General features: G+C 65.2%; 25 protein-coding genes and 2 pseudogenes. 10 read left to right on the forward strand and 17 right to left on the reverse strand.

Features of this window, described 5'->3' with window-relative positions; genetic code table 11:
* Nucleotide 1: 1 nt before the first annotated feature.
* The 5 genes and pseudogenes from ACU4E7_RS22440 to ACU4E7_RS22460 form a co-directional block, all read left to right on the forward strand.
* Nucleotides 2–217 (forward strand): annotated as a pseudogene (locus ACU4E7_RS22440) (zincin-like metallopeptidase domain-containing protein); the annotation flags it as partial.
* Nucleotides 218–390: 173 nt separating this feature from the next.
* The gene (locus tag ACU4E7_RS22445) at nucleotides 391–696 is read left to right on the forward strand and encodes a type II toxin-antitoxin system RelB/DinJ family antitoxin (protein ID WP_447021775.1); all 306 of its coding nucleotides are present in this window, start codon (nucleotides 391–393) and stop codon (nucleotides 694–696) included.
* A 6-nt stretch (nucleotides 697–702) separates the two neighbouring features.
* Nucleotides 703–998, forward strand: a pseudogene (locus ACU4E7_RS22450) (type II toxin-antitoxin system RelE/ParE family toxin).
* 94 nt (nucleotides 999–1,092) lie between these two features.
* Complete coding sequence (locus ACU4E7_RS22455; protein WP_447021731.1) at nucleotides 1,093–1,248, forward strand: hypothetical protein; 156 nt, start codon at nucleotides 1,093–1,095, stop codon at nucleotides 1,246–1,248.
* Between the two features lie 318 nt (nucleotides 1,249–1,566).
* Nucleotides 1,567–1,881 (forward strand): DUF736 domain-containing protein, encoded by a 315-nt coding sequence (locus ACU4E7_RS22460; RefSeq protein ID WP_447021732.1) that lies wholly within the window; start codon nucleotides 1,567–1,569, stop codon nucleotides 1,879–1,881.
* Nucleotides 1,882–1,919: 38 nt separating this feature from the next.
* Here ACU4E7_RS22460 and ACU4E7_RS22465 read toward each other — a convergent pair whose 3' ends face one another.
* From ACU4E7_RS22465 to traC, 4 genes are all read right to left on the reverse strand, one after another.
* Nucleotides 1,920–2,201 (reverse strand): WGR domain-containing protein, encoded by a 282-nt coding sequence (locus tag ACU4E7_RS22465; RefSeq protein WP_447021733.1) that lies wholly within the window; start codon nucleotides 2,199–2,201, stop codon nucleotides 1,920–1,922.
* Nucleotides 2,202–2,309: 108 nt separating this feature from the next.
* Nucleotides 2,310–4,196 carry a Ti-type conjugative transfer system protein TraG gene (gene traG / locus ACU4E7_RS22470; RefSeq protein ID WP_447021734.1) on the reverse strand — a complete coding sequence of 629 codons (1,887 nt, stop codon included), beginning with the start codon at nucleotides 4,194–4,196 and terminating at the stop codon, nucleotides 2,310–2,312.
* A complete protein-coding gene (gene traD, locus ACU4E7_RS22475) occupies nucleotides 4,183–4,398 on the reverse strand; it encodes a type IV conjugative transfer system coupling protein TraD (RefSeq protein WP_447021735.1) in 216 nt (71 codons plus the stop codon). The genes traG and traD overlap by 14 nt, the downstream gene beginning before the upstream one ends.
* A 4-nt stretch (nucleotides 4,399–4,402) precedes the next feature.
* Nucleotides 4,403–4,699, reverse strand: coding sequence for a conjugal transfer protein TraC (traC, locus tag ACU4E7_RS22480; RefSeq protein ID WP_447021736.1), 297 nt, complete (start codon nucleotides 4,697–4,699; stop codon nucleotides 4,403–4,405).
* Nucleotides 4,700–4,954: 255 nt separating this feature from the next.
* Here traC and traA point away from each other — a divergent pair, with 255 nt between their 5' ends.
* The 5 genes from traA (at nucleotide 4,955) to traR (ending at nucleotide 11,649) form a co-directional block, all read left to right on the forward strand.
* Entirely contained in the window at nucleotides 4,955–8,263 is a 3,309-nt protein-coding gene (gene traA / locus ACU4E7_RS22485; protein WP_447021737.1) for a Ti-type conjugative transfer relaxase TraA, read from the forward strand.
* Complete coding sequence (traF, locus tag ACU4E7_RS22490) at nucleotides 8,263–8,844, forward strand: conjugative transfer signal peptidase TraF (RefSeq protein ID WP_447021770.1); 582 nt, start codon at nucleotides 8,263–8,265, stop codon at nucleotides 8,842–8,844. The genes traA and traF overlap by 1 nt, the downstream gene beginning before the upstream one ends.
* 28 nt (nucleotides 8,845–8,872) lie before the next feature.
* Nucleotides 8,873–10,000: a conjugal transfer protein TraB gene (locus tag ACU4E7_RS22495; RefSeq protein ID WP_447021738.1), complete on the forward strand. Its 1,128-nt coding sequence runs from the start codon at nucleotides 8,873–8,875 to the stop codon at nucleotides 9,998–10,000.
* An 18-nt stretch (nucleotides 10,001–10,018) separates the two neighbouring features.
* Nucleotides 10,019–10,621, forward strand: coding sequence for a TraH family protein (locus ACU4E7_RS22500; protein ID WP_447021739.1), 603 nt, complete (start codon nucleotides 10,019–10,021; stop codon nucleotides 10,619–10,621).
* Between the two features lie 323 nt (nucleotides 10,622–10,944).
* Nucleotides 10,945–11,649, forward strand: coding sequence for an autoinducer-binding transcriptional regulator TraR (gene traR, locus ACU4E7_RS22505; RefSeq protein ID WP_447021740.1), 705 nt, complete (start codon nucleotides 10,945–10,947; stop codon nucleotides 11,647–11,649).
* 3 nt (nucleotides 11,650–11,652) lie between these two features.
* Here traR and ACU4E7_RS22510 read toward each other — a convergent pair whose 3' ends face one another.
* The 13 genes from ACU4E7_RS22510 to traI all read right to left on the reverse strand — a co-directional run bounded on the left by ACU4E7_RS22510 (nucleotide 11,653) and on the right by traI (nucleotide 22,573).
* The gene (locus ACU4E7_RS22510; protein WP_447021741.1) at nucleotides 11,653–11,961 is read right to left on the reverse strand and encodes a transcriptional repressor TraM; all 309 of its coding nucleotides are present in this window, start codon (nucleotides 11,959–11,961) and stop codon (nucleotides 11,653–11,655) included.
* A gap of 339 nt (nucleotides 11,962–12,300) precedes the next feature.
* A complete protein-coding gene (gene trbI, locus ACU4E7_RS22515) occupies nucleotides 12,301–13,611 on the reverse strand; it encodes an IncP-type conjugal transfer protein TrbI (RefSeq protein ID WP_447021742.1) in 1,311 nt (436 codons plus the stop codon).
* Nucleotides 13,612–13,621: 10 nt separating this feature from the next.
* Nucleotides 13,622–14,077, reverse strand: a complete 456-nt coding sequence (gene trbH / locus ACU4E7_RS22520) for a conjugal transfer protein TrbH (protein ID WP_447021743.1) — start codon at nucleotides 14,075–14,077, stop codon at nucleotides 13,622–13,624.
* Nucleotides 14,077–14,862: a P-type conjugative transfer protein TrbG gene (trbG, locus tag ACU4E7_RS22525; RefSeq protein ID WP_447021771.1), complete on the reverse strand. Its 786-nt coding sequence runs from the start codon at nucleotides 14,860–14,862 to the stop codon at nucleotides 14,077–14,079. The genes trbH and trbG overlap by 1 nt, the downstream gene beginning before the upstream one ends.
* A gap of 77 nt (nucleotides 14,863–14,939) precedes the next feature.
* Nucleotides 14,940–15,602 carry a conjugal transfer protein TrbF gene (locus ACU4E7_RS22530; protein WP_394094681.1) on the reverse strand — a complete coding sequence of 221 codons (663 nt, stop codon included), beginning with the start codon at nucleotides 15,600–15,602 and terminating at the stop codon, nucleotides 14,940–14,942.
* Between the two features lie 15 nt (nucleotides 15,603–15,617).
* Nucleotides 15,618–16,817: a P-type conjugative transfer protein TrbL gene (gene trbL, locus ACU4E7_RS22535; RefSeq protein ID WP_394094682.1), complete on the reverse strand. Its 1,200-nt coding sequence runs from the start codon at nucleotides 16,815–16,817 to the stop codon at nucleotides 15,618–15,620.
* Nucleotides 16,811–17,041 (reverse strand): entry exclusion protein TrbK, encoded by a 231-nt coding sequence (trbK, locus tag ACU4E7_RS22540; protein WP_394094683.1) that lies wholly within the window; start codon nucleotides 17,039–17,041, stop codon nucleotides 16,811–16,813. The genes trbL and trbK overlap by 7 nt, the downstream gene beginning before the upstream one ends.
* Nucleotides 17,038–17,790 carry a P-type conjugative transfer protein TrbJ gene (trbJ, locus tag ACU4E7_RS22545; RefSeq protein ID WP_394094716.1) on the reverse strand — a complete coding sequence of 251 codons (753 nt, stop codon included), beginning with the start codon at nucleotides 17,788–17,790 and terminating at the stop codon, nucleotides 17,038–17,040. The genes trbK and trbJ overlap by 4 nt, the downstream gene beginning before the upstream one ends.
* A gap of 28 nt (nucleotides 17,791–17,818) precedes the next feature.
* On the reverse strand, nucleotides 17,819–20,281 hold the full coding sequence (locus ACU4E7_RS22550; RefSeq protein ID WP_394094684.1) for a conjugal transfer protein TrbE: 2,463 nt from the start codon (nucleotides 20,279–20,281) through the stop codon (nucleotides 17,819–17,821).
* Nucleotides 20,282–20,289: 8 nt separating this feature from the next.
* Nucleotides 20,290–20,586: a conjugal transfer protein TrbD gene (locus tag ACU4E7_RS22555; protein WP_394094685.1), complete on the reverse strand. Its 297-nt coding sequence runs from the start codon at nucleotides 20,584–20,586 to the stop codon at nucleotides 20,290–20,292.
* Nucleotides 20,579–20,977 carry a TrbC/VirB2 family protein gene (locus ACU4E7_RS22560; protein WP_394094686.1) on the reverse strand — a complete coding sequence of 133 codons (399 nt, stop codon included), beginning with the start codon at nucleotides 20,975–20,977 and terminating at the stop codon, nucleotides 20,579–20,581. Before ACU4E7_RS22560 ends, ACU4E7_RS22555 begins: the two co-directional genes overlap by 8 nt.
* A complete protein-coding gene (gene trbB, locus ACU4E7_RS22565; protein ID WP_447021744.1) occupies nucleotides 20,967–21,938 on the reverse strand; it encodes a P-type conjugative transfer ATPase TrbB in 972 nt (323 codons plus the stop codon). Before trbB ends, ACU4E7_RS22560 begins: the two co-directional genes overlap by 11 nt.
* Nucleotides 21,935–22,573, reverse strand: a complete 639-nt coding sequence (gene traI / locus ACU4E7_RS22570; RefSeq protein ID WP_447021745.1) for an acyl-homoserine-lactone synthase — start codon at nucleotides 22,571–22,573, stop codon at nucleotides 21,935–21,937. Before traI ends, trbB begins: the two co-directional genes overlap by 4 nt.
* Nucleotides 22,574–22,661: the final 88 nt, after the last annotated feature.

Below are 22,661 nucleotides of genomic sequence, written 5' to 3' on the forward strand. Positions count from 1 at the left end.
TATCGCCGAACTCGGGAGCTGCTTCCTCTGCGCCGATCTCGGCATCGTGCCGGAGCTCGAGCCGAGGCCGGACCATGCCAGCTATCTCGATTCCTGGCTCAAGGTGCTGGCCGAGGACAGGCGGGCGATCTTCTTGGCGGCGGCTCATGCGCAGCGCGCCGTCGCCTTCCTGCACGGGCTCCAGCCGGCGGCTTCCGAAGAGCGCAGGGTCGCCTGAGGCATCAGGCGGCGCATATCGTCGGGGCGGGCATCGCGCCCTCCCCGATCCGGATGGCCGCCATTCTGACGGCCGATCATCGCGTTCGCCGGCGCATGCAAGGGATGCGTGGCCAGGAGAAAGTTGGCAATCGTCATTCAATCGCATTACATTGGCCGACAGAGGAGGCGCCGATGGCCGCAAATGCTCTCGTTCAAACCCGCATCGATGCCGACATCCGGGACCGCGCGTCGGCCGTGCTCGAAAGCATGGGCCTGACGGTGTCCGATGCCGTGCGCATTTTGCTCACCCGGACCGCCAATGAGGGGGCGCTTCCGCTGGAACTGGTGGCGAACAGCGAGGCGCATGACGTCTGGTTTCGGGCCAAGGTGCTGGAAGCGCTGAACGATACCCGGCCCGATATTTCCGACGATGAGGCCGAGGGGCATTTCGCGGCCCGGCGGGCGACGGTACGGCGCCGCACGGCGCCGCGCGGGTAACGTCCAATCGGGAAGCTCGTCTGGTCAGCCTGGGCGCTCTCCGATCGCGACGGCATATTCTCTCATATCGAGGCGGTTAGCCCGTCCGCCGCTGTTTCCATCGATGAACGAATAGCCGGTGCGGCGCGCACCTGCGCGATTTTCCCGAAAGCGGCCGTCCCGGAAGGGTCGACGGGACGCGCGAACTGGTGATCCCCGGCACGCCTTATGTCGCGGCCTATGTCGTAACGGAAACGACGGTCCGTATTCTTCGCGTCCTGCATGGCGCGCAGCGATGGCCGGAGACATTGCCCGAGGGCTGACGTTCTCGCCACGGGCCTCGACGAGGCGGGACTGGCTCGGATGTCGGCGACGGGCCCCATCTGTGCGAACCTCGTGGGAGAAGGAGCCGCCGCCATGAGCGTGCTGTCCGCCCCAGGCGTCCATTCTCATGTGGCCGTGACGATGGTTCGTGATGCGCCGGCCTGGAGGGGTATTCGTCAGAACCCGCCGGTGCTCGAATTCGGTGAGGCGTCGCGGCCTGATCGATCTTCCGCGCGGTGGCGAGAATGAGAGTGCCGAGGTTCTGGTTCAGCCACGGCCTGTCCTTTCTCTCTTGTACCGGCCGACCCTCCTGCGGGCTCGATGGGGCATGTCTGACCGGAGACCGGCTTCGCCTCGATCGTCTTCCCGCAACGGCATCAGGCGATTTTCTGACCCCTGGCGGACCCTGCGGGCGCCGCCATTCCTCGCCGACTAACAAAATTGCCTGACGCCGCCCTCCACTTCGTTCCGGCCTCTGCGAGGTGCGGTCCGATCGTCCCCGGTCTTGTCGACAACCATCGAGGCCGCGGAGGGCGCGGCCCGAGAATCTGGAAAAGGATCAGCACCATGGCGACCATCGGCACCTTCACCTCCACCTCGAACGGCGTCACCGGCTCAGTCAGGACTCTCACCCTCAACGTCAAGGCCCGCTTCGAGCGGATAGAGAACCCTTCCGACAAGGGCCCGCACTTCCGCATCTTCGCGAGCGGCTCGGTTGAGATGGGTGCGGCGTGGCAGAAGCACTCCGAGCAGAGCGGCCGCGACTACCTCTCGGTCAAGCTGGACGACCCGAGCTTCCCGGCTCCGATCTACGCCACCCTGGTCGAGGTCGAAGGCGAGGACGGCCTCTCGCTGATCTGGTCCCGCCCCAATCGAGACTGACCCCGAGCCGGCCCCGCCGACGAGGCGGGGCCAACCTCTTACCCCTCATGAGTTGAGCTGTCGGACGAGATCGGTTTTCCCTTCGGCCGATAGCCGCGATTGCGCTTCTGCCGCAGCAGGTCGAGGAAAAGCTGCACGGCTTCGTCCTCGCGGTCGAAGGAATGCTGCATGGTCTGCCCATAGGCGCCGATGCGTCCCCAGCGCCGGATGAGGCAGGCCTGTCCGAACAGGGTCTGCTCGATCGACATGGCGTAGAACCGGGCCATGTTCCTGGAGGCATCCCGGCGTTCGACATAGAGCTGGTAGGGCTGAACGAGCATGACGCCAGAATCCCATTGGCGGGATTCGGCGTCCAACGACACTTATGAATCGGTCCGGCGTCATCGATTCATTTCCGTGAAGGGGTCGCATGGCCCGACATCGCGGGCTCAGCTTTTCTCCGGCTGGAACCTGTTCGCCTTCACGCAGGCCTTCATGTCCTCGCGCCGGAACCAGATGGCGCGGCCGCAGCGCAGCGGCGCGTTGCCGGCGGTGAAGACGATCTGCTCGTCGGCGCGCATGCGCAGGACCTCGTGCGGCTGGATCAGCGGGCGGGAGGCGAGCTGTTTCGATCGCGTCCGTGAGGATCCGGAGGATTGCGACGAGCGGCTGACCTGGTCGATCTCGACCGTGGTCATGCCGCAGCGACGGGATATGTAGTCCGCGGTCTCGGGATCGTTGACGGCGGCGAAGCTGATCCAGGATGCCGACTCGAACCATTTGCTCGCGGCGTCGCGGCCGCCCCAGGTCTCGCGCATCTGGCCGATGGATTGGAACAGCAGCAGCAGCGTGATGCCGTATTTGCGGCCGGCGTCGCGCGCGGTTTCGAGGATCCGCATGAAGCCGAGCCGCGCCACCTCGTCGAGCAGGAACAGCGCCCTCCCCGTCATCTCGCCGTTCCGGTTGTAGATCGCGTTCATGAACGCGCCGATGACGACGCGTGCGAGACCGGCATGGGTCTCCAGCGTCTTCAGGTCGAGATTGATGAAGACGTCAGTCTCGCCCCCGGCGAGATCGTCGGTGACGAAGGAGTTGCCCGATACGAGCGCGGCATAGCTCGGGTAGCTCAGCCAGTGGGTTTCCTTGACGGCGTTGGCGTAGACGCCCGAGAAGGTCTCGGGCGTCATGTTGACGAAGACGGCGACGTTCTCCTTCACGAATGGCGATTGCGAGCCGTCATAGATCTCCTGCAAACGCGACCGCAGCTTCGGTTCCGGCTCGGAGAGATTGGCGCGCACCTGGCGCAGCGTCTGGTCCTTCTCCTCTGTATGCCCGGACAGGCAGACATCGGCGATGAGCGCGGTGAGGAGCTGCAAGGCCGAGGCGCGGAAGAAGTCGTCGCGCACACCGCGTGTCCCGCCGCTGTCGCTCATGATCCAGGAGGCGACCGCCGCGATGTCTTCCTCCTTCGTGCCGCCGAAGCGTCCGATCCAGTCGAGGGCGTTGAAGCCGGTGGCGGGCGCCTTCGGGTCGAGAACATGGACGGTGCGTCCGGCCGCGCGGCGGTGGTCGATCACCATGGGCGCGACCTCGTTCGAGGGGTCGAGCACGACGAGCGTGCCGCCCCATTTGAGGGCGGTGGGGATCGTCACCGAGGTCGTCTTGTAGCCACCGGAGCCGGCGAAGACGACGCCGTGCGACGAGCCGAAGGAGGCGTCGAAGCAGAGCAGCGGTGAGCGTCCGCCCGCTCCCCAGCTCTGCCGATCCGTCGCACGAAACGCCGCCGCCGCCGAGCTGTCTTTGTCGACACGGTAGCGCTCGCCGATGACGATGCCGCCGGTATCGGGAAAGAGCTTCCCGGCCTCGGCCATCGTCATCCAGTCGGCATCGCCATGCAGGGCACGCCTGCCATGCACGCGCTTCGGCACCGGCGCGGCGAAGGCGGCGTTGCCTTTCACGGCGACGCGCAGGGCGAAGCAGCCGACGATCAGCAGGGCGCTTCCGCCTATCAGGTATGCCGGATCGATCTGGGCGAATGCCGGAGACTGTGACGTCGCGCGCAGCACGGCGATGGTGATCGCCATCGCGCATCCCGCGATGACGCCCCATCCGGCCGCGCGGATATTAGCGGCACCGGCGGCGGCGAAGAGGAAGATCACGCCGGTCGCAGCGGCGGCAAGGAACGGCAATGCAAGCCCGGCACGTCCGAACATAAGGCGCTGTGCGTCGGTCTTACCGAGCGTGGCAAGCGCTTGCTCGAAACGGGAGAGGCCAATCAGCGTTCCGATCATCAAGGCGATCGGCGCTATGCCAAGCAGGAGCCTATTCGCCGTCATGACCGAAGGCCTTCGCGCCGATCGCGGCGAGGCGCATTCGCTCGGCATCGTCGGCCTTCAGCCGCTGGCCGAGTTCGAGAAGCGCGCCGAGCAGGACGGCGCGCTTCTCGTAGCGCAGCCCCGACTTGGCGATCAGGCCGCCGAGCTCGATCTTCTCGCGCGCATCCTTCTTGCGGGCTTCGGATGATGAGGCCTGACGCATGCGCTCACACCTCGCCAGCGCCATCCGCAGCCGGGCCAGCCGCGACCTTCGTGGCCGAGGCCGTGGGCTCCTCCACGGCGCCGCCATCTCTTTTTCCGGTCGCCTTTCCGCACTTCCCACGAAACCGGCCGGCAATTTCCTCGAACGCGACCTGTAGTTCGCCTTCGTCGATCTCGATCTCACCGAGCCCGGCCTTCAGGGCCACGCGTCCGATCCGCTCGGCCTCGCGCGTTTCGGCGAGCTTGAGCTGGGCCTGGAGCTGGACGATTTCCTCGCGGATTTTCGACGATGGCTTCTTCATTCCGGTGGGACCTCCTGTTGCGCCCGGTGCGGATCGCATCGGGTAAGGCATCCTCCGGATGCCCCGTGATCGAAAGGTGCAGATTTGCACGTCGGCGCAGCCGACACTTTGGCGGATGATCCCGGCCGTTCCGAAGGAATGGTCCAAGGGCGCAGTAATACGTCGCTATCGCGACGCCCTGCTTCACCCCCAGTCAGCGGCCGCCGCTCCCGACGAACATGCCTGTCTTGTCGTCGTTTGGGAGCCCACACTGCCTTGGCCATCACGCATTTCACGCCCCAGCTCATCTCGCGCGGTTCCGGCCGCAGCGCCGTGCTGTCGGCGGCGTACCGTCACTGTGCGCGGATGGAGCACGAGGCGGAGGGCCGTACCGTCGACTATTCCGCCAAGCGCGGGCTCCGGCATGAGGAGTTCCTGCTGCCGGCCGGTGCGCCGGAATGGGCGCGAGCGCTGATTGCCGATCGTTCGGTCGCGGGGGCCGCGGAAGCGTTCTGGAATGCGGTCGAAGCCTTCGAGAAGCGCTCCGACGCGCAGCTCGCCAGGGAATTCATCATCGCGTTGCCGGTCGAGCTGTCGGTGGACCAGAACATCGCTTTGGTGCGAGAGTTCATCGAGACGCAGCTGCTCGCCCGCGGGCAGGTCGCCGACTGGGTGTTCCACGACGAACCGGGCAATCCGCATATCCACCTGATGACCACCTTGCGACCCCTCGTCGATGGCGGGTTCGGATCGAAGAAGGTCCAGGTTCTCGGCGACGACGGTGCGCCGCTGCGCAACGACGTCGGCAAGATCGTCTATCGGCTGTGGTCCGGTGAGAAGACCGAGTTCCTCGAGCAGCGCAAGGGCTGGCTCGATCTCCAGAACAAGCATCTGGCGCTTGCCGGCCTCGATATCCGCGTCGATGGCCGGTCCTACGCCGAGCGCGGCATCGACCTCATGCCGACCACGCATGTCGGCGTGGCGGCGAAGGCGATCGACCGGAAGGAAGGAGCGGCCGGGTGGTCGCCCAGGCTGGAGCGTGTTGCGCTCCATGAGGAGAGACGGGCGGAGAACCGCGAGCGTATCCTGCGCCGCCCGGAGATCGTGCTCGACCTCGTCACGCGCGAGATGAGCGTCTTCACCGAGCGCGACATCGCCAAGGTGCTGCATCGCTATGTCGACGATGTTGGCATGTTCCAGCAGCTTCTCGCGCGGATCATGCAGAATCCCGACGTGCTCCGTCTGGAAGGCGAGCGGATCGGCTTTGCGAGCGGCGTCCGCGAGCCCGCCAAGTACACGACGCGTGAGCTGATCACGCTCGAAGCCGAGATGGCCCATCGCGCGATCTGGCTCGCTGCGCGGTCCTCGCATGGTGTTCGCGAGACCGTGCTCGAGACGGTGTTCCAGCATCATGCCCGGCTCTCGGAAGAGCAGCGCGTGGCGATTGCCCATGTCGCCGGCGACGGACGGCTGGCCGCTGTCGTCGGGCGCGCTGGCGCCGGCAAGACCACGATGATGAAGGCCGCGCGGGAAGTCTGGGAAGCGGCCGGTTATCGCGTCGTCGGCGCCGCGCTCGCCGGTAAGGCGGCGGAGGGCCTTTCGAGCGAGGCCGGCATCGCCTCGCGCACGCTCGCCTCCTGGGAGCTCGCCTGGTCAAAGGGCCGTGACCCGATCGACGATAGATGCGTGTTTGTGCTCGACGAGGCCGGCATGGTGTCATCCCGGCAGATGGCGCTGTTCGTCGAGACGGTGGTGAAGGCCGGTGCCAAGCTGGTGCTGGTCGGTGATCCCGATCAGCTCCAGCCGATCGAGGCGGGGGCGGCGTTCCGCGCCATCGTCGAGCGCACCGGCTATGCCGAACTCGAGACCATCTATCGCCAGCGTGAACCATGGATGCGCGACGCCTCGCTCGATCTCGCGCGTGGCAATGTCGCCGCGGCACTGGAGAGCTATGAGGCGAACGGTAAGCTCCAGCCGCGCACATTCAAGGCCGAGGCGGTTGCAGCACTCATCGAGGATTGGAACTGCGACTATGATACGGCGAAATCGACGCTGATCCTCGCCCATCTCCGCCGCGACGTGCGCGTACTCAATGACATGGCGCGGAGCAAGCTGATCGAGCGCGGCCTCATTGAGGAAGGCCATGCCTTCCGCACTGAGGACGGACCCCGCCGCTTCGCTGCCGGCGACCAGATCGTGTTCCTGAAGAACGACGCGGCGCTCGGCGTGAAGAACGGCATGATCGCCCATGTCGTCGAGGCACGGCCGGGTGGGTTCAGGGCCATGGTCGGCGAGGGCGAACACCGTCGCCATGTCGACGTCGACCAGCGCTTCTACGCCAATCTCGATCATGGCTATGCGACGACGATCCACAAAAGCCAGGGCGCGACCGTCGACCGGGTCAAGGTGCTCGCCACGCTCTCGCTCGACCGTCACCTGTCCTATGTGGCGCTGACCCGCCATCGCGAGGATGTCGACCTCTATTACGGGGCGCTGTCCTTCCGGAAGGCTGGTGGCCTGACGAAGATCCTGTCGCAGCGGCGCGCCAAGGAAACCACGCTCGACTATGAGCGCGCCGGCTCCTATCGCGCCGCTCTGCGCTTCACTGAGGCGCGCGGCCTGCATCTTGTTCGCGTCGCCCGCACGCTCGTCGCTGACCGGCTGCGCTGGACTATCCGGCAGAAGGACAAGCTCGCCGATCTCGGCACGCGGCTTCTGGCCTTCGGTTTGAGGCTCGGCCTCGGGGTGGTCCCGAAACACACCGTTCCGGAAACGCAGAAGGAGGCCAGGCCGATGGTCGCCGGCATAACCGCATTCCCCAAATCCGTCGATCAGGCGGTCGAGGACAGGCTCGCCGCCGATCCCGTGCTATCGAGGCAATGGGCGGAGGTGTCGACCCGCTTCCGCTTCGTCTTCGCCGAGCCGGAGAGCACGTTCCGCAAGGTCGACGTCGACGGCATGATCAGAAACACCGACACCGCCAAATCCACCCTGTCGACGATCGCGGCAACGCCTGAGAGCTTCGGTGCGCTGAAGGGCAAGACCGGCCTACTCGCCAGCCGCGCCGACAGGGATGACCGCGAACGGGCTACGCTGAACGTGCCGGCGCTCGCCCGAGACCTGGAGCGTTATCTGCGACTACGCGCCGAGGCTGAGCATAAGTTTGAGGCCGAGGAACGCGCGGCCCGCGTCAAGGTCGCGGTCGATATCCCGGCCCTGTCGCCAGCAGCGAAGAATGTGCTCGAGCGTGTGCGTGACGCGATCGACCGAAACGACCTACCCGCCGCGCTCGCCTTCTCCCTTGAGGACAAGATGGTGAAGGCAGAGCTCGAGGGGGTCGCCCGGGCCGTCAATGAGCGGTTCGGCGAGCGGTCCATGCTTGCCAACAGCGCGAAGTCGCCGGACGGACCCACCTTCGAGAAACTCGCCGCCGGCATGAATGCCGGCCAACGCGATGAGCTGAAATCGGCCTGGCCAACGATGCGAACGGCGCAGCAGCTCGCCGCCCAGCAGTGCACCGCGGAAGGGTTGAAGCAGGTCGAGGCGATGCGCCAGTCGCAGCGGCAGGGATTGTCGCTCAAATGATGGTCGGAGCACGTGCGGATATCACTAAGGCAGCCGGAAGGAGGAAGTGCGAAACGCGGCGTCGTGTGCTCGCGATCCTGGTCGGCGGTGTGATCGCGATTGCCGCGATTGCCGGCCTTGGTTGGCTGGGCGGGCTCCGGATCAATCTCACGCCGAGCGAACCGCTGGGGCTATGGCGGATCGTGCCGCTCGATCGCCCTGTCGCGGTCGGGGATCTCGTTTTCGTCTGTCCGCCGCCGGGGTCGGTCTCGGCGTTCGGTCGCGAGCGTGGGTACTTCCGCTGGGGATCGTGCACCGGCGGCGCAGCGCCGCTCATCAAGACCGTCGCGGCGCTCGCCGGCAGCCGCATCGAGGTCGGCGCCAGCGTCACGATCGATGGTGCCGCCCTGCCCCGCTCCGAACTGATCGCTCGCGATGGCGCCGGCCGTCCGCTTACTCCCTGGGTCGGCGGCATCGTTCCGGCGGGCCAGATCTTCGTTCACTCTCCCTTCGCAGGTTCCTATGACTCCCGCTACTTCGGGCCGATCCCCGCCGCCGGCCTTCTCGGCCTTGCGCGGCCGGTCCTTACTGTCCATCCCTGATCGCTGGCGCCCTGCCCTGCTCATCACTGTGGCCGTCGCCATCGGCTGGGCGGGCTGGAGCGGCCATGCGCTCACCCTTCCGTTCGCCATGTTGTTCCCGGCGCTCTGGGCGTGGGCGCCGAACCGCGTCACGGCGGCGGCAGTCTCGATGGGGTATTTCCTCGCAGCCTCGCGGGGCCTGCCACAGGGTGTCGCCGCCTTCTACGCTGCCGATATCTGGCCCGGACTGGGGCTATGGATCGGCGCGTCGTGCCTCTTTGTCGGGGTGCACGCTGCGCTGTGGTTGAGACAACCGGGATGGACGCGCGCGGTGCGTTATCTGGTGGCTGCTGTCCTGATGGCGTTTCCCCCGTTTGGGATCACGGGGTGGGCGCATCCCGTGACGGCTGCCGGTGTTCTCTTCCCCGGTTGGGGCTGGTGGGGCCTCACGGCTGCCGTCGCGATGTTGCTTGTCATGACGACGCGCGCCTGGCCGGTCATGATGATCGTCCTCGCTGGGCTATGGCTATGGTCGGCGGCGAACACGGCTAAACAGGCGCCGCCCGCGGGATGGAGGGGCGTTGACCTCTCTCTCGGTCGGAGCCTCGGCCGCGAGCATTCCCTTGCCTATCAGGACGCGCTCGCCGCCCTGGTCCGCGAGCAGGTCATCAGCGGTGCCCGCGTCGTGATCTTGCCGGAAAGTGCGCTCGGGTTCTGGACCCCGACCGTTGAGGATTTCTGGATCAACGCGTTGCGCGACTCGAACGTCACGCTCCTCGTCGGCGCCACCGTGCTCGAACGGCATGGCTATGACAACGTGATGGTGGCGATTTCTGCCCGTAAGGCGAGTGTCCTCTACCGCGAGCGAATGCCGGTACCCGTGTCCATGTGGCAGCCCTGGGCAACATGGACCGGAGCGGGTGGCGGTGCCCGCGCCTACTTCTTTGCGAACCCGGTGGAGGAAGTCGCGGGCATCCGGGTCGCGCCGCTCATCTGCTACGAACAGCTCATCGTCTGGCCCATTCTTCAGTCGATGTGGTTTGGCGCGGAGACGATCGTCGCGACGGGCAATGGCTGGTGGACTCAAGGCTCCTCGATCATTGCCATCCAGAAGGCGAGCGTGACCGCGTGGGCACGGCTGTTCGCGGTTCCATTGGCGATGTCGTTCAACGCCTGAACCAACGGAGAGACGGGAATGGTGGATGCCGCCCTTATCCAGCAATGCGCCGACCCCAACCTGAAACCGGCGATCGTCGAGAAGTTCATCGAGCAGGTGGGAATGCGGGATCCTCTTGCCGTGACGGTCCGCGCGGGCGATCGGATAGTATTGGTACCGAAGCCGGGCTCGCCCGTCGAAGCGCTGGCTCTGATCCGCGAGCACGTTGGCCGCCACGTCGTGCGCGTCGGCGTTACCCAGTTCCCCGCAGGCCTTGGGGCGCAGGATGTTGCGGAACTCACATCCGACCTGGTCGATCCGTGCGCGAACATCCGCATGGGCAGCGCTCTGTTCCGAAAGGTCTACGCCATGGTGGTCAGGTGGTACGGTCGGGAGACGGACGAGGCGCTTGAGGATGCCATCCTCGCTTGGAAAAGCGGGTACTTCGAGGGTGATTTCGTGTTCACGGCGACGGAACTGCCGCCCGATGGCTCGATGCCGCACACGTCACCGGAAACCACGGCTGAGGAAGCAGACAGGGAGGGCAGCCCATCGGAGCCTCCGGCCGGAGATCCCAACGGTGCTGACATCCGGATCGATCTATCGAGGATTGGCGTGAAGCCGTCCACGGATCGGAAATAGAAAGACCATTCCGGGGGGCCGTGCGATTGCGTAAGGCGGTTTCTTGATCGCCCGGCAAGTGAGTGCAAAAGTCCTCGTGCGCTGTCCGCGGTGACCTGCGGCGGAACAGCGATAATCGCGGTGCTTCATGGATTGCATCGTGAGCGGATACGGGCGCCCGGAACGATCGAGGTGCCCGTAGCGGAGGAGGTGCTGGAGTGCGGAAACGCCCCACAGGATACCGCCGTCATGCAAGGTGTGTGGAGAAAGCGCAATTTTGAGTTGACCAATCCGAAGGTCAAAACTCAGCTGCATGAAACTGAAACGTTGAGCGGAGGAACCTGGTGAAGCATTGGGTTGACAGGCTTACCGACCTGGCGGCAGTTGGATTGGACGAAACCGGTCTCAAATCGGCTTTGACGGACCTTTCTGAATCCTTTGGCTTTGGTGGATACGCCTACCTGCATATGCAAATGAACAATACCTTCGCGATTTCAAATTATCGTCCTGAATGGCAACGTGTTTATTTCGATGAGTGCTACTCCGTGATCGATCCCGTCGTGGAGCGGGCAAGGAGACTCAGGCGGGCCTTTTCCTGGGATGGGGAGTCTGACCGCTCGCACCTGTCCAGAGAACAGCGATCCTTCTTCTCGCATGCTGCCGACTTCGCGATCCGGTCAGGCTTTACGATCCCGGTGAATACAGCGAACGGCTTCATGTCGATGTTCACGCTGGCATCCGACAAACGCAGGATCGATCCCGAAAAGGATATAGATGCCATCGCGGCCGCTGCTGCCGTGGGGCAGCTTCATGCGCGCATTGCGCATCTGCAGGCGACGCCGACGATCGAGGAACACGCATGGCTCGATGCGAAGGAGGCCGCTTATCTACGCTGGATTGCCCTGGGCAAGACGGTGGAGGAAGTCGCCGATCTCCACAACGTCAAATATAACAGCGTGCGGGTGAAACTCGCTGAAACAAAAAAGCGGTTTAACGTCTATACAATTACACAGCTTGTTGCCGTGGCGATCCGCCGGAAGCTGATCTGACGATTAGTTCACTGAAACACTCGGCGTATATCCGAGAAGCGCGATAAGAGTCGCAACGGCAGCCATTTGAGAGTGCATCTCGATGGCTGCCTCAATATATCGGACATGCTGTTCGCCTCCATGCGTCTTCCCGGCCTTGCAGGTGTCGGGAAGTTCGTGGAACAGCTCATCGGCGCGATCGACCAGCTGCCTGTGGATGCGGATCGCATTGACCGTGATGGCCTCGAGATCCGACTGAGGCAGCCCCCGCGTCAGTCCGATGAGGGGACGGAGCTCGAATTTGGTCTCCGCTGTGGACTCGTTGGTTTCCATCTCCTGCTCGCCTGAAGTTGTCCGCGGTACGCCCCCGCCGACGATAATCCCATGAGCCCTAAGCCGGGGGTTAGAATCCGAGATGAATCGGCCCTGAGACCTTTAGCACCGAAGCGCCTGGACATGCGTCACAGGCCCCCGGCCGTAAGGTCAGAGGATTCTGGTGCCATTCCGGTCGGCACCAACCGTTCATCAGGGGATTCTAAGCCCCAGGACAGCGCGTACTGCCCCAACCTCCTTATACGGAGCATGGGGCCGCCGCGCCAGTGGCGGGCCGCGGCAAGAAGGCCTGCATCCTAAGAAATCTGTCAGGGGAACAGTGCCTTGGGTGGCGACCCCCTATCCCCGATAGGCGCCGGGGAACACGATGTCCTGGTCCACCAGCACGTTGAACTGGTAGCCTGGACGGATCTCGAGCGTCGGCTGGACGTCCATGTTGCGCTGGATGGTCTGTTCCGCCGTCCGACCGAAGGTCTCGGCAAAATTGATCCGCGCGGCATCCTCGGGGCTGTTGGAATTGAACGGGTCATTGTTCTGGGGAATCGCCATGTCGATCCCGGTGCCGATCATGGCGATCAGTATGGCGGAGCCGAAGGTTTCCAGCCATTTGCGATCGACCTTGTCGCGGAAGCCGCCATAGCCCTCAGCGTCCGTTCCCGCCATGCCGCCGATCTGCAATGTCGAGCCGTTCGGGTAGATGATATCGGTCCAGACGACGAGGACACGGCTCTGCCCGAACGACACCTTGCTGTCGTAGCGACCGAGGAGCTTCGTGCCCTGCGGAATGAGCAGGCGATGGCCGGTCGCGCTGTCATAGACATTCTGGCTCACCTGCGCGGTGATGCGCCCCGGCAGGTCGGAGTTGATGCCGGTGATCAGGGTGGCGGGGATCACCGAGCCGCGCTTCAGCTCAAAGGGCGAGATCTGCGGCACCTCCCGGTTCGACAGGTAGCCGAGGCTTTTGAGATCGGCATTGAAGAAGTCTTCCTTGGCACGCTGACCGTTGGGATCCGGATTTATGCCGCCGGCTCCCGCGCGCAAGGCGGCGGCGAGAAGATCCGGGGCGCCGCTCGTCCCCGACCCGGCCGGCAGAGTCGGTTCGCCCGGACGGGACGTCGAGCTGACGCTTCGCCCATCGAGCTTGCTGCGATCGATCGCGATGGGAGCATCATAAGCCGCGTCACTTGCCTGCATCCGCGCCATGTCCTGACGATGACGCTCACGCAGATACTGTTCCTCCTGCTCGCGTTGTAGCCGCGCCCGCCAGACCCTGTCCGGCTCCAGCGCGGGTTCCGGTCGTCCGCCGGCTTGCGGCGTCGGCGGGGTCCTGAAGGGGTTGGCTGCCGGCTCCTCCCTGGTCGTGACCGGGACAGGCGGGAGCGGTGTCGCCTGTTGGGGTTCGCCAATGATCGCGTCGCCGACGCCGCGTTTGAGCTGGTCGGCAAAGGTGGATGCCGGGTTACCGGTACTCTCCCCGGGCCCGCCTGCTTCCCCCAAGCGCAGGCCGCGCGAGGCCAGGCCGTAGAAGATCACACCCAGGAAGGTGACGACCAGCACGATGACGATGATGACGGGCAGCCGGTTGATCCGGCGCATGCCGGCTTCGGTCCCGTCATTCGAAGCACCGCCGAGCTTGAGGGATTGCGTCATGATACCCTTCCTATCCGCGCCGCATGACGGAGACCGGGCTCACCGGTGTAGCGCCGGCTGCCGTGACGCTATAGGCCCGCCCGAGTTCAACATCGGCTGTCGAGAGCCGGGCCAGAACCTGGCCCTCGAAGGGAACGATCATGTAGGCAAGCGGGACAATGCTCGTTTCGCCATCGGTCTTCTGATCCGTGACGACGGCATAGCCCCAGCCCTTCAGGGCGGTTTCGAGAGCCTCTCCGAAAGGCGAACCGTCCTGCTTGAGTGCGATCGTGGCGGTTCCCGGCCCGACCTGTTCGGCCAGCCGGCTCACCATTTCACCGGCGATGGCGCTTGCGGCAGGACCGGACACGTCAGTGGGTGCGTCGCTGGCAATGAGGCTGCCCTGTCCGGCGGTCTGACATCCGGCAAGGACAAGCGCGAGCGCTGCCGCGCCGGCCAGGGAACGCAATCTGGGAGAAAGGAGCATCAGCCGCCCCTCCGGATCGTAACCTTCTCCCGATTCCAGCCGACGCCTGACACGAGCACGGCCCTGTCGACATGATAGTCGACGATCATCATGTCGCCCTTCATGCGGTAATTGACGATGCGGCTCTGTCCGCCCGAGGTCACGAAGAGGACCGGCGCATCCTGGCCGGTGATCGAGCGCGGAAACTGGATGTAGGTCTTCTGTCCGTCGCTATAGACCCGGCTCGGCCGCCAGCCGGCCCGACCGGAGACCGAATATTCGAACTGGAGCTGCTCGGCCGGCACGCCGGCGCCGGGGATGGTGCTGGCCTCGATCCGGGCATTGATGTCCGCCATTCTGGCGGAAACATCCTCGGGATAGGCGAAGCCGACGCGGGCCATGTACTGGCTCTGATGCGATTTCAGCTGGATGTGGTAGGTGCGGCGTGAGGTCGTTACCACCATCGAGGTGACGAGCCCCGGCTCCGACGGCTTGACGATCAGGTGGATCGCCTGGCCATCGGCTGCTCCCGACGTCGCCGGCTCGACCTTCCAGCGGACAGTGTCGCCGACGAGTACGTCGCGGACCACTTCGCCCGGCTGGAGTTCGATGTCGCAGACCTGCAGTGGGGAGCAGACGACGGAGGGCTGGATCTCGCCATAGAGAAAGACGACCTTCCCGTCGGGGCCTCGCGTGACTACGCCGGGGCTGCCCCGCCAGCGCCCCGAAATGCCGGTGCCCTTGGCCTCGTTGGCACTGAGGCCCTGCGCTTTCACGCAGGTGGTGGATGCCAGGAGGGAGGCCATGATGGCGAAGGCGATGGTGGTCGGCAAAAAAGGCCGGATTGCTGCGTGGTGTTCGTGCATGCGCGCGTGCGAGCCTTTCAAAGCTGGGCCGTCCAATCGAAGTCACGCAGATAGAGGCCGATCGGGTTGAGGCGGATGCTCGCCTCGTCCTGAGGCGGCGTCAGCGTGACGGTGGCGATCCCACGGAACCGGCGTGTCGCGGTCTCGTTGCCCTTGCGGTCACGCTCGAACTCGGTCCAGTCGATCTGGTAGCTCTGGTTCGACAGCGCGACGATGTTGTTCACCTCGATGGCAACCGTCGCGTTCCTCGCCTTGTCGAAGGGAGACGAGGAACGGAACCAGGCATTGACCTTTTCGGTCGCCGGATCGGAGGTGCGCAGATGCGCATAGGTGCGGTCGATATACTGCTTCTGCACCACGGCATCGGGCGTCACGCTGCGGAAGTTCGAGACGAAGCTTCCGAGTGTCGCGCGCACGACGCGCGGATCGGCATATTCGATCTGCTGCGGAAAGCCGGCGCTTGAGGCGGTGCCGAGCTTGTCGACTTCGACGACGTAGGGAATGAGCTTGACCTGCGTGCTCTGGAACAGGGCATAGGAGAAGCCGATCACCGCCATGACCATGCCGGTGATGCCGACGACGCGCCAGCCGGCGGCCGCTTTCACATAAGAGCCATAGCGCTCGTTCCATTCCTGTCGAGCGGCGATGTAGGGGTTCTCGGGTGGGGTGCCGGAGGCCATGGTCGGACCGTGTCCTTATTTGCTGTCGTCGATCGGCGGCGGGACGGGGCGGGACGAGCGTGTGCCGCCCGATTGGCGGCTCTGGTCGAGCTTGGCATTGGCGAGGCCGAGCAGTGAGCCGGCATAGGCGCCGGGTGCGGCGGTCGCTTTTTCCTTTGCTGCCGCGCCTGTCGCTCCCGCGGCGCTGCCAATGCCTGACGCCATGCCGCGCAGGGCGGCACCGGCCAATGAGGAGCCGCTGGCCCGGGCGTCGCTCGCAGTCTGCGCGCCCTTTCCGGCCGCGCTTGCACCAAGAAAGGCGCCGCCGGCCGCGAAGGTCGCGACCTGTGCGCCGTGCCGGATCGCCTCCATGCCGCCGGAGATCGAAGCACCTTGGACAACGCCCTGCATGATGGGCGGCACATACATGGCGATGACGAAGACGACGACCGAGATGCCGGCGATGGCCAGCGTGGTGATGAACTGGTCCGAGGTCGCTGTCGGGGCTTCGGCAAGGCCGAGCAGGATGTCCGAGCCGATCCTGGCGATCATCACCAGCGCCATCAGTTTCATGCCGACCGAGAAGGCATAGACGAGGTAGCGGACTGCGAAGTCTTTGGTGAAGGACGATCCACCGAGGCCGAGCATGATCATGCCGGCGAGCAGGCCGACATACATCTCCACCATCACCGCGACGAAGATCGCGGCGACCAGCGAGAAGGAGATGACGACCACCACCATGGCGAAGACGGCGGCAATCGCCAGTGCATTGTCCTCGAACAGGCCGAACTTGGCCTGTTCCGACATCTTGGACGCAACGCGGATACCGGCATCGAAGATGTCGGCGGGCGAAGCGCTTCCTCCGCTGCCGCCCATCTGGAAGAGGCTGTCGACGACGGCCTTCGCGAAGTCCGGTCCCTGGTCTAGAATGAAGGCGAACAGGCCGATGAACATGATGCGGCGCACGAGTTCGGCGAACCAGGCGTCGAGCGAGGCGGCATTGATCGCGAGCCACACGGCCGCGATGCCGATCTCGATCCCTGCGAGGATCCAGAACAACGACCGGGCGGCATCCATGACTGTGGTTTCCCAGCCGCGGGCCGCGGTCACGACGGAGTTCTCCAGCGTGGTGAGAACGGAACCCTCCTGCGCCAGCGCGGGAGCGCTCGCGAGCAGGACGACTGCTGTAACCACGATGACGAGTTCGAGCGGACGGCAAGGGCGCGGGATCACCATCGCGGCTTCATCTCCTGGCCGCTGCGAACATCCCTGTTCGGATCGCCACCGAAAAAGCGCTCAATATGTTCACGACGTGCAGCATTGGATGCCGGAGGTGGCGATGGCTCGATTGTCGCGTGGGCAGGTTCGGTGGACGATGGCCCGACCATCCGGATGGCGAGCGTCGCGCACAGGCCAAGGGCTCCGGCGAGCAGGATGAGAACGACAAGACGGGAGCTCACCAGCGCGGCTCCATGGTCTGCCCGCCGCGAATGTCGCGGGTGGGAGCGTTGAAGAACTGCTCGCGGCGGGCCTGCGCGAGATCCTTCTGCGCCTGGTCGGACTGATACCAGGTGCCCATCATGGTCACCTGCTGGGATACGAGGCCGCGCAGCTTCTGCATCTGCGCAACCTGCTGGGTCGCGATCTGGTGTCCGACCTGCAGCGCCTTCATCTGGCCATCGGCGCTTTCCGACATCGTGCGCAAGGACGACATGGTGGTCTCTTCGCTGCCGAACTGCTCCGCAGTCAGGTTGGCGGCCTTCAGCGTGCCGGCGATGGTGTCGCGATTGGTGGTCGACCAGCCCTGATAGGTGGAGGAAAAGGAAGCTCCATCGGGCAGGCTGCTCTTCATCTCGGCGAAGCTCTGGAAGCGTTGCCGCAGCACGTCATCGGCATTGCCCATGGAGAAGGCGATGCCCTGGCCCTGCGAGACCACGTTCTGCAGGCTCTTCAGGTCGCTCTCGACCTGGCCCCAGACATGGTTCGGCAGCTGCGCCGTGTTCTGCAGCATATTGTTGTAGATGTTCAGCTGGTTCTGGATCTGCTCGGCAAGCTGGGAGATCTGCTTGATCTGGTTGTTCACCTGTTCGGCGGACTGGCCGACAAGGCTCACCAGCTCGGCATTGTTGGCGAGCTGCGTCCACTCGGTCGCACCGCCCGTTGCACCGCCGGCGAATGCCCCCCGAGGCAGGCTCGCCATGAACAGCATGATTGCGCTCGTGAGCACGAACCGGGATCTATGGAGTGGCAAGGATGGTTTCGGCATGGGCGATCCCCCTCTGCTGGAGCCAGGAGAGGGGCCAGCCGGCCCCCTGTTCGCAGTGCAGCGCGCGAATGCGCTTGAGGTCCTCCTTGCCGGACGCCCCCACGAAGGAGAGGGCGAGCGGCCCGAGCGCCATGTCGAAGAGCCGCCGTCCGTCCGGGGAGGCGACGTAATATTCGCGTTTGGGCAGCGCGCTCGCGACGATCTCGATCTGGCGTTCGTTGAAGCCGAGGCGCTCGTAGAATTCGCGGGTGCCCGGCTCGCGTGCCGATCCGTTCGGCAGGCAGATCTTTGTCGGGCAGCTTTCCTTGAGCACGTCGATGATGCCGGAGCGCTCGGCGTCCGAGATCGATTGGGTGGCGAGGACGACCGCGCAATTGGCCTTGCGCAGAACCTTCAGCCATTCCCGGATTCTGGCGCGGAAGGTCGGGTGGCCGAGCATCAGCCAGGCCTCGTCGAGGATGATCAGGCTCGGCGCGCCGGTCAGGCGCTTTTCGATGCGACGGAAGAGGTAGGTGAGCACGGGGACGAGATTGCGCTCGCCCATGTTCATGAGCTCCTCGATCTCGAAGCATTGGAAGGTGCCGAGCGACAGACCGTCCTGTTCGGCATCGAGCAGCTGCCCCATCGGACCGTCGACGGTGTAGTGGTGGAGCGCGTCCTTGATCTCGCGCATCTGGACGCCCGACACGAAATCCGAGAGCGAGCGCCCACGCGAGCCGGCCATCAGGCTGATCTGCCGGGAGATGGCATTGCGATGGTCGGGCGAGATCGTCACGCCCTGCAGCGCGACGAGGGTCTCGATCCATTCGCTCGCAAAGGCCCTGTCGCCTTCCGTCGTCAGCTCGGCGAGAGGGCAGAAGGCGAGCGCAGCCCCCTCCCCTGCCCCGGTGCTCTCGCCGCCGATCTCGTAGTGCGAGCCGCCGATCGCCAGCGTTAGCGGCAGCATGGAGCGGCCTTTGTCGAAGGCGAAGACCTGGGCATCGGCGTAGCGGCGGAACTGCGCGGCGATGAGCGCCAGCAGGGTCGACTTGCCGGAGCCGGTCGGCCCGAAGACCAGCGTGTGGCCGACATCGTCGACATGGAGATTCAGGCGGAACGGCGTGCTGCCGCTCGCCACCTGCATCAGCGGCGGCGATCCGGGCGGATAGAACGGACACGGCGCATCGACGCTGCCCGACCAGACCGAGTTGAGCGGGATGAGGTCGGCGAGGTTGCGGGTGTTGATCAGCGGTTCGCGGATATTGGCGTAGGAGACGCCGGGCAGGCTGCCGATGAAGGCGTCGGTGGCGTTGAGCGTCTCGATCCGGGCCCCGAAACCCTCGGCCTGGATCAACCGGCGCACCGCTTCGCATTTTTCCCGCAGGCGGATCTGTTCCGTGTCGAACAGAACGATGACCGGCGTGTAATAGCCATAGGCGACGAGCTGCGAGGAGGCTTCGGCAATGGCATCCTCGGTTTCCGCCACCATCATCATGGCGTCCTGGTCGACCGATCGGCTCTGGGTCTGGAACAGCTGGTCGAAGAAGGGCCGCACCTTCTGCTGCCATTTCTTGCGCGTGCGCTCGAGCTTCTGACGGGCCTCCTGCTCGTCGAGGAAGACAAAACGCGACGACCAGCGATAGGTCAGCGGCATCAGGTCGAGCGCGTTGAGAATACCGGGCCAGCTCTCGGCCGGCAGCCCATCGATGGCGACGACGCCGAGATGGCGGTTTTCGACGAGAGGCGTGAGGCCGTGCCGGAGTTCGGCCGTGGCCAGCCAGTCGAGATACATCGGAACGTCCGGCAGCCGGACGGGATGGTTCTCGCCGGTGATGCAGAAGCGGATGAACTGAAACAGTTCGTCATACCGGGCTGTACGAAAGCCGCCGACCTCTTCCGTCTCGCGCGTCACCATCCGACGGATCGAGACGACATTGGCGAGATATTGCTCGATCTCCCGGATCGAGGTCCGGAAAGCATCGAGTGTCACTGATGCGTAGGAGGCGGTGCGGCTTGCCTCGTCGGAATAGATATAACGTGTGAGCCCGGAGCGCCGCGGCTCCGGCGCGCGCCAGGTGAGGATGAGCGCGTGGCGGCTTTCATAGTGGCCGCGCTCGCGCTGGAAATGTGACCGGCGCTCGGCGTCGATGGCGCGGGTCACCGGGTCGGGGAAATGGCAGTCCTGCTCGTCGGGATAATCCGAGGTCGGCACACGAACGGCCTCGACCTGGATCATCCAGCCGGAACCGAGCCGCGCCAGTATGGTGTTGATCTGGCGCGACACCTCGTTGCGCTCGGTCGGCGTCGAGCTCTCGCTGTCGGGCCCGGCGAAATACCAGCCGGCCATCAACGAGCCGTCCTTGAGCAGGAGCACGCCATTGTCGACGAGGCCGGCATAGGGCACGAGGTCGGCGAAGGACGGACCGGCATGACGAAAGGATCTGAGCGCGACCATGGGCGACCTCAGAACCGCCGCCAGGGCGTCGAGGTCGCCCGGTACTGCGACTGGTAGGTGATGTGGCGCACATAGACGCGCCGCATCAGCGGGTCGGATTTGGCCATCATGCGCAGTGTCGCCACCACGACCAGCCAGATCGCGACGCCGAACAGTGTCGCGTACCAGGTGAGCACGACGAAGATCAGGATCGCGGAGGCAAGGCCGGTCAGCAGCACCAGTTCCCGGTCGGCGCCCATCAGCAGGTTCGGGCGGGACAGGGCACGGTGGATGCGCGATCGTGCGAGGCTGGACGTGTCAGCCATCGGTCCCCTCCCCTGCCCCACCATGGGAGGACACGGGAGTCGCCGCCTGCGCAGGTGCGAGCGGCGTGCCGATGGAGGCGCCGGTCGATCCGAACAGGGCGACGATCTGGGTGGCCCCTAACAGGATGCCGCCAACGAGGGCCACATACGTCAGCCGCCGCGCGAAATCGTTCAGCTCGCCGCCGAAGATCAACATGCCGCCGGCGACCGCGACGGCCGCGAGTGCGATGAAGCCGGCTACTGGTCCGGTGATCGATTGCTGGATCTGCTCGAGTGGGCTTTCCCAGGGAAGGCTGCCGCCTGACGAGGCGAAGGCCGGCCCGATGAGCGCGGTTGCGGCGAGGGCTGCAAGGCCGGCGCCGGCGAGAGCAAGGTGAAGGCTACGCGACATGGCTGTCCCCGTCGGATTTCCCATAATGTTCGGTCTGATACCGGGAGGCGCTGAAACCCTCGACGTGAAGGATCTCGTGCACCCGCCTCCCCCGGCCCGAGCGCTCGATCGAGACGATGAGGTCGACCGCCTCCCCGATGACTTCCTGCATCGGCTGCTGGCTGACCTCGGCGGTGAGTTGTTCGAGGCGGCGCAAGGCCGACATCGCGGTGTTGGAATGGATCGTGGTGACGCCGCCGGGATGGCCGGTGTTCCAGGCCTTGAGCAGTGTCAGCGCCGCGCCGTCGCGGACTTCGCCGACGATAATGCGGTCGGGGCGCAGGCGCATCGTGCTCTTGAGCAGGCGCGCCATGTCGACGGTGTCGCTGGTGTGAAGGCAGACGGCGTTCTCCGCCGGACAGCGGATCTCGGCGGTGTCCTCGAGGATGAGAAGGCGATCGTCGGGAGCCTCCGCGACGATCTCGGCGATGACGGCATTGGCCAGCGTGGTCTTGCCGGAGCCGGTGCCGCCGGAGATGACGATGTTCATCCGCGAGGCGATCGCGCTACGCAGGACGGAGGCCTGCGCCTCGCTCATCACCTTCGCCTTCACATAGTCGTCGAGCGGGATCAGCCGGGAGGCGCGCCGCCGGATGGTGAAGGTGGGGGCGGCCACGACCGGGGGCAGCAGCCCCTCGAAACGGTGACCGCCGATCGGCAGCTCGCCGGAGATGATGGGCTGCTCGTCGTCGGCCTCCGATTGCAGGGCATGGGCGACACTGCCGATCACGACCTCGGCGGCGGCCGGGTTCATGGCTCCCACCTCGGCGACTCCCTGGCCGAGCCGTTCGATGAACAGCTTGCCATCGGGATTGAGCATGATCTCGACGACGGTCGCGTCGTCGAGAGCGACGCAGAGCTGGTCGCCCAAGGCCTCCTGGAGCTTGCGGACCAGCCGGGAATGGGAGCGGAGCTGGGTCACGCCGCGCTCCTCAGCGTTGCGAGGGCGTCTGCGCTGAGTTCCGAGCGATAGTGAGCCGGGCACACGTTCCGGAAGCTGGCCGCGTCGATGGGCAGCGTGCCCGCGATCGCCGTGGTGTTGCCGATCCGGACCGGTTCGCCCAGCCGCTGCATCGGCCAGCCCGCGCGCTTGAGGATCCGCTCGAAGCGCAGGTCGGTGGCGGTGACGAGTTCATTGTAGCCATTGGCCATCGACCATTCGATGATCCCGGCGAACATGGACAGCGTGGTCCCATGCAGAAGGCTCCCTGCCCTGTCGGAAGCCAGGGTCGTGTCGACGCAGAAGCGCGAACTCTCGATCATCGCCACGTGGGCTTGGAGCGAACCGCTCTCGAGCAGTTGTGGGAACGTCCGCTCCAGCATGGTCGGTCCGGACGCGGGGAGCAGACGACAACATCCGGCCACCTGTCCCGAGGCGGTCACCGCCAGGACGTAGGATGGCTGCAGGTCGTCATACTGATCCCGCTCCTCGCCGTTCTCGATGGTGACGTCCCATTCGAGACGTCCCGAGAAGATCGCGGCGCGCAGGCGTCGCATCTGGGCGAGAAGGTCGGCGTACGTCTCATATTGGGCGGGGACTACAACCTGAATCCGCATCTACGTCTCCACATGAACGGGCTGTGTGGAGACAGATCACCGGTGGCGCGGGCCGGCTATGTGCAGATTTGCAGCGGGTGATTCTGCG

The organism is Xanthobacter sp. ZOL 2024 (genome assembly GCF_052932325.1).

Coding starts and splice junctions, on each gene's coding strand:
- ACU4E7_RS22445 (WP_447021775.1), top strand. CDS start 391: ATGGCCGCAAATGCTCTCGTTCAAACCCGCATCGATGCCGACATCCGG.
- ACU4E7_RS22455 (WP_447021731.1), top strand. CDS start 1,093: ATGAGCGTGCTGTCCGCCCCAGGCGTCCATTCTCATGTGGCCGTGACG.
- ACU4E7_RS22460 (WP_447021732.1), top strand. CDS start 1,567: ATGGCGACCATCGGCACCTTCACCTCCACCTCGAACGGCGTCACCGGC.
- ACU4E7_RS22465 (WP_447021733.1), bottom strand. CDS start 2,201: ATGCTCGTTCAGCCCTACCAGCTCTATGTCGAACGCCGGGATGCCTCC.
- traG (WP_447021734.1), bottom strand. CDS start 4,196: ATGACGGCGAATAGGCTCCTGCTTGGCATAGCGCCGATCGCCTTGATG.
- traD (WP_447021735.1), bottom strand. CDS start 4,398: ATGCGTCAGGCCTCATCATCCGAAGCCCGCAAGAAGGATGCGCGCGAG.
- traC (WP_447021736.1), bottom strand. CDS start 4,699: ATGAAGAAGCCATCGTCGAAAATCCGCGAGGAAATCGTCCAGCTCCAG.
- traF (WP_447021770.1), top strand. CDS start 8,263: ATGGTCGGAGCACGTGCGGATATCACTAAGGCAGCCGGAAGGAGGAAG.
- ACU4E7_RS22500 (WP_447021739.1), top strand. CDS start 10,019: ATGGTGGATGCCGCCCTTATCCAGCAATGCGCCGACCCCAACCTGAAA.
- ACU4E7_RS22510 (WP_447021741.1), bottom strand. CDS start 11,961: ATGGAAACCAACGAGTCCACAGCGGAGACCAAATTCGAGCTCCGTCCC.
- trbI (WP_447021742.1), bottom strand. CDS start 13,611: ATGACGCAATCCCTCAAGCTCGGCGGTGCTTCGAATGACGGGACCGAA.
- trbH (WP_447021743.1), bottom strand. CDS start 14,077: ATGCTCCTTTCTCCCAGATTGCGTTCCCTGGCCGGCGCGGCAGCGCTC.
- trbG (WP_447021771.1), bottom strand. CDS start 14,862: ATGGCCTCCCTCCTGGCATCCACCACCTGCGTGAAAGCGCAGGGCCTC.
- ACU4E7_RS22530 (WP_394094681.1), bottom strand. CDS start 15,602: ATGGCCTCCGGCACCCCACCCGAGAACCCCTACATCGCCGCTCGACAG.
- trbL (WP_394094682.1), bottom strand. CDS start 16,817: ATGGTGATCCCGCGCCCTTGCCGTCCGCTCGAACTCGTCATCGTGGTT.
- trbJ (WP_394094716.1), bottom strand. CDS start 17,790: ATGCTGTTCATGGCGAGCCTGCCTCGGGGGGCATTCGCCGGCGGTGCA.
- ACU4E7_RS22550 (WP_394094684.1), bottom strand. CDS start 20,281: ATGGTCGCGCTCAGATCCTTTCGTCATGCCGGTCCGTCCTTCGCCGAC.
- ACU4E7_RS22555 (WP_394094685.1), bottom strand. CDS start 20,586: ATGGCTGACACGTCCAGCCTCGCACGATCGCGCATCCACCGTGCCCTG.
- ACU4E7_RS22560 (WP_394094686.1), bottom strand. CDS start 20,977: ATGTCGCGTAGCCTTCACCTTGCTCTCGCCGGCGCCGGCCTTGCAGCC.
- traI (WP_447021745.1), bottom strand. CDS start 22,573: ATGCGGATTCAGGTTGTAGTCCCCGCCCAATATGAGACGTACGCCGAC.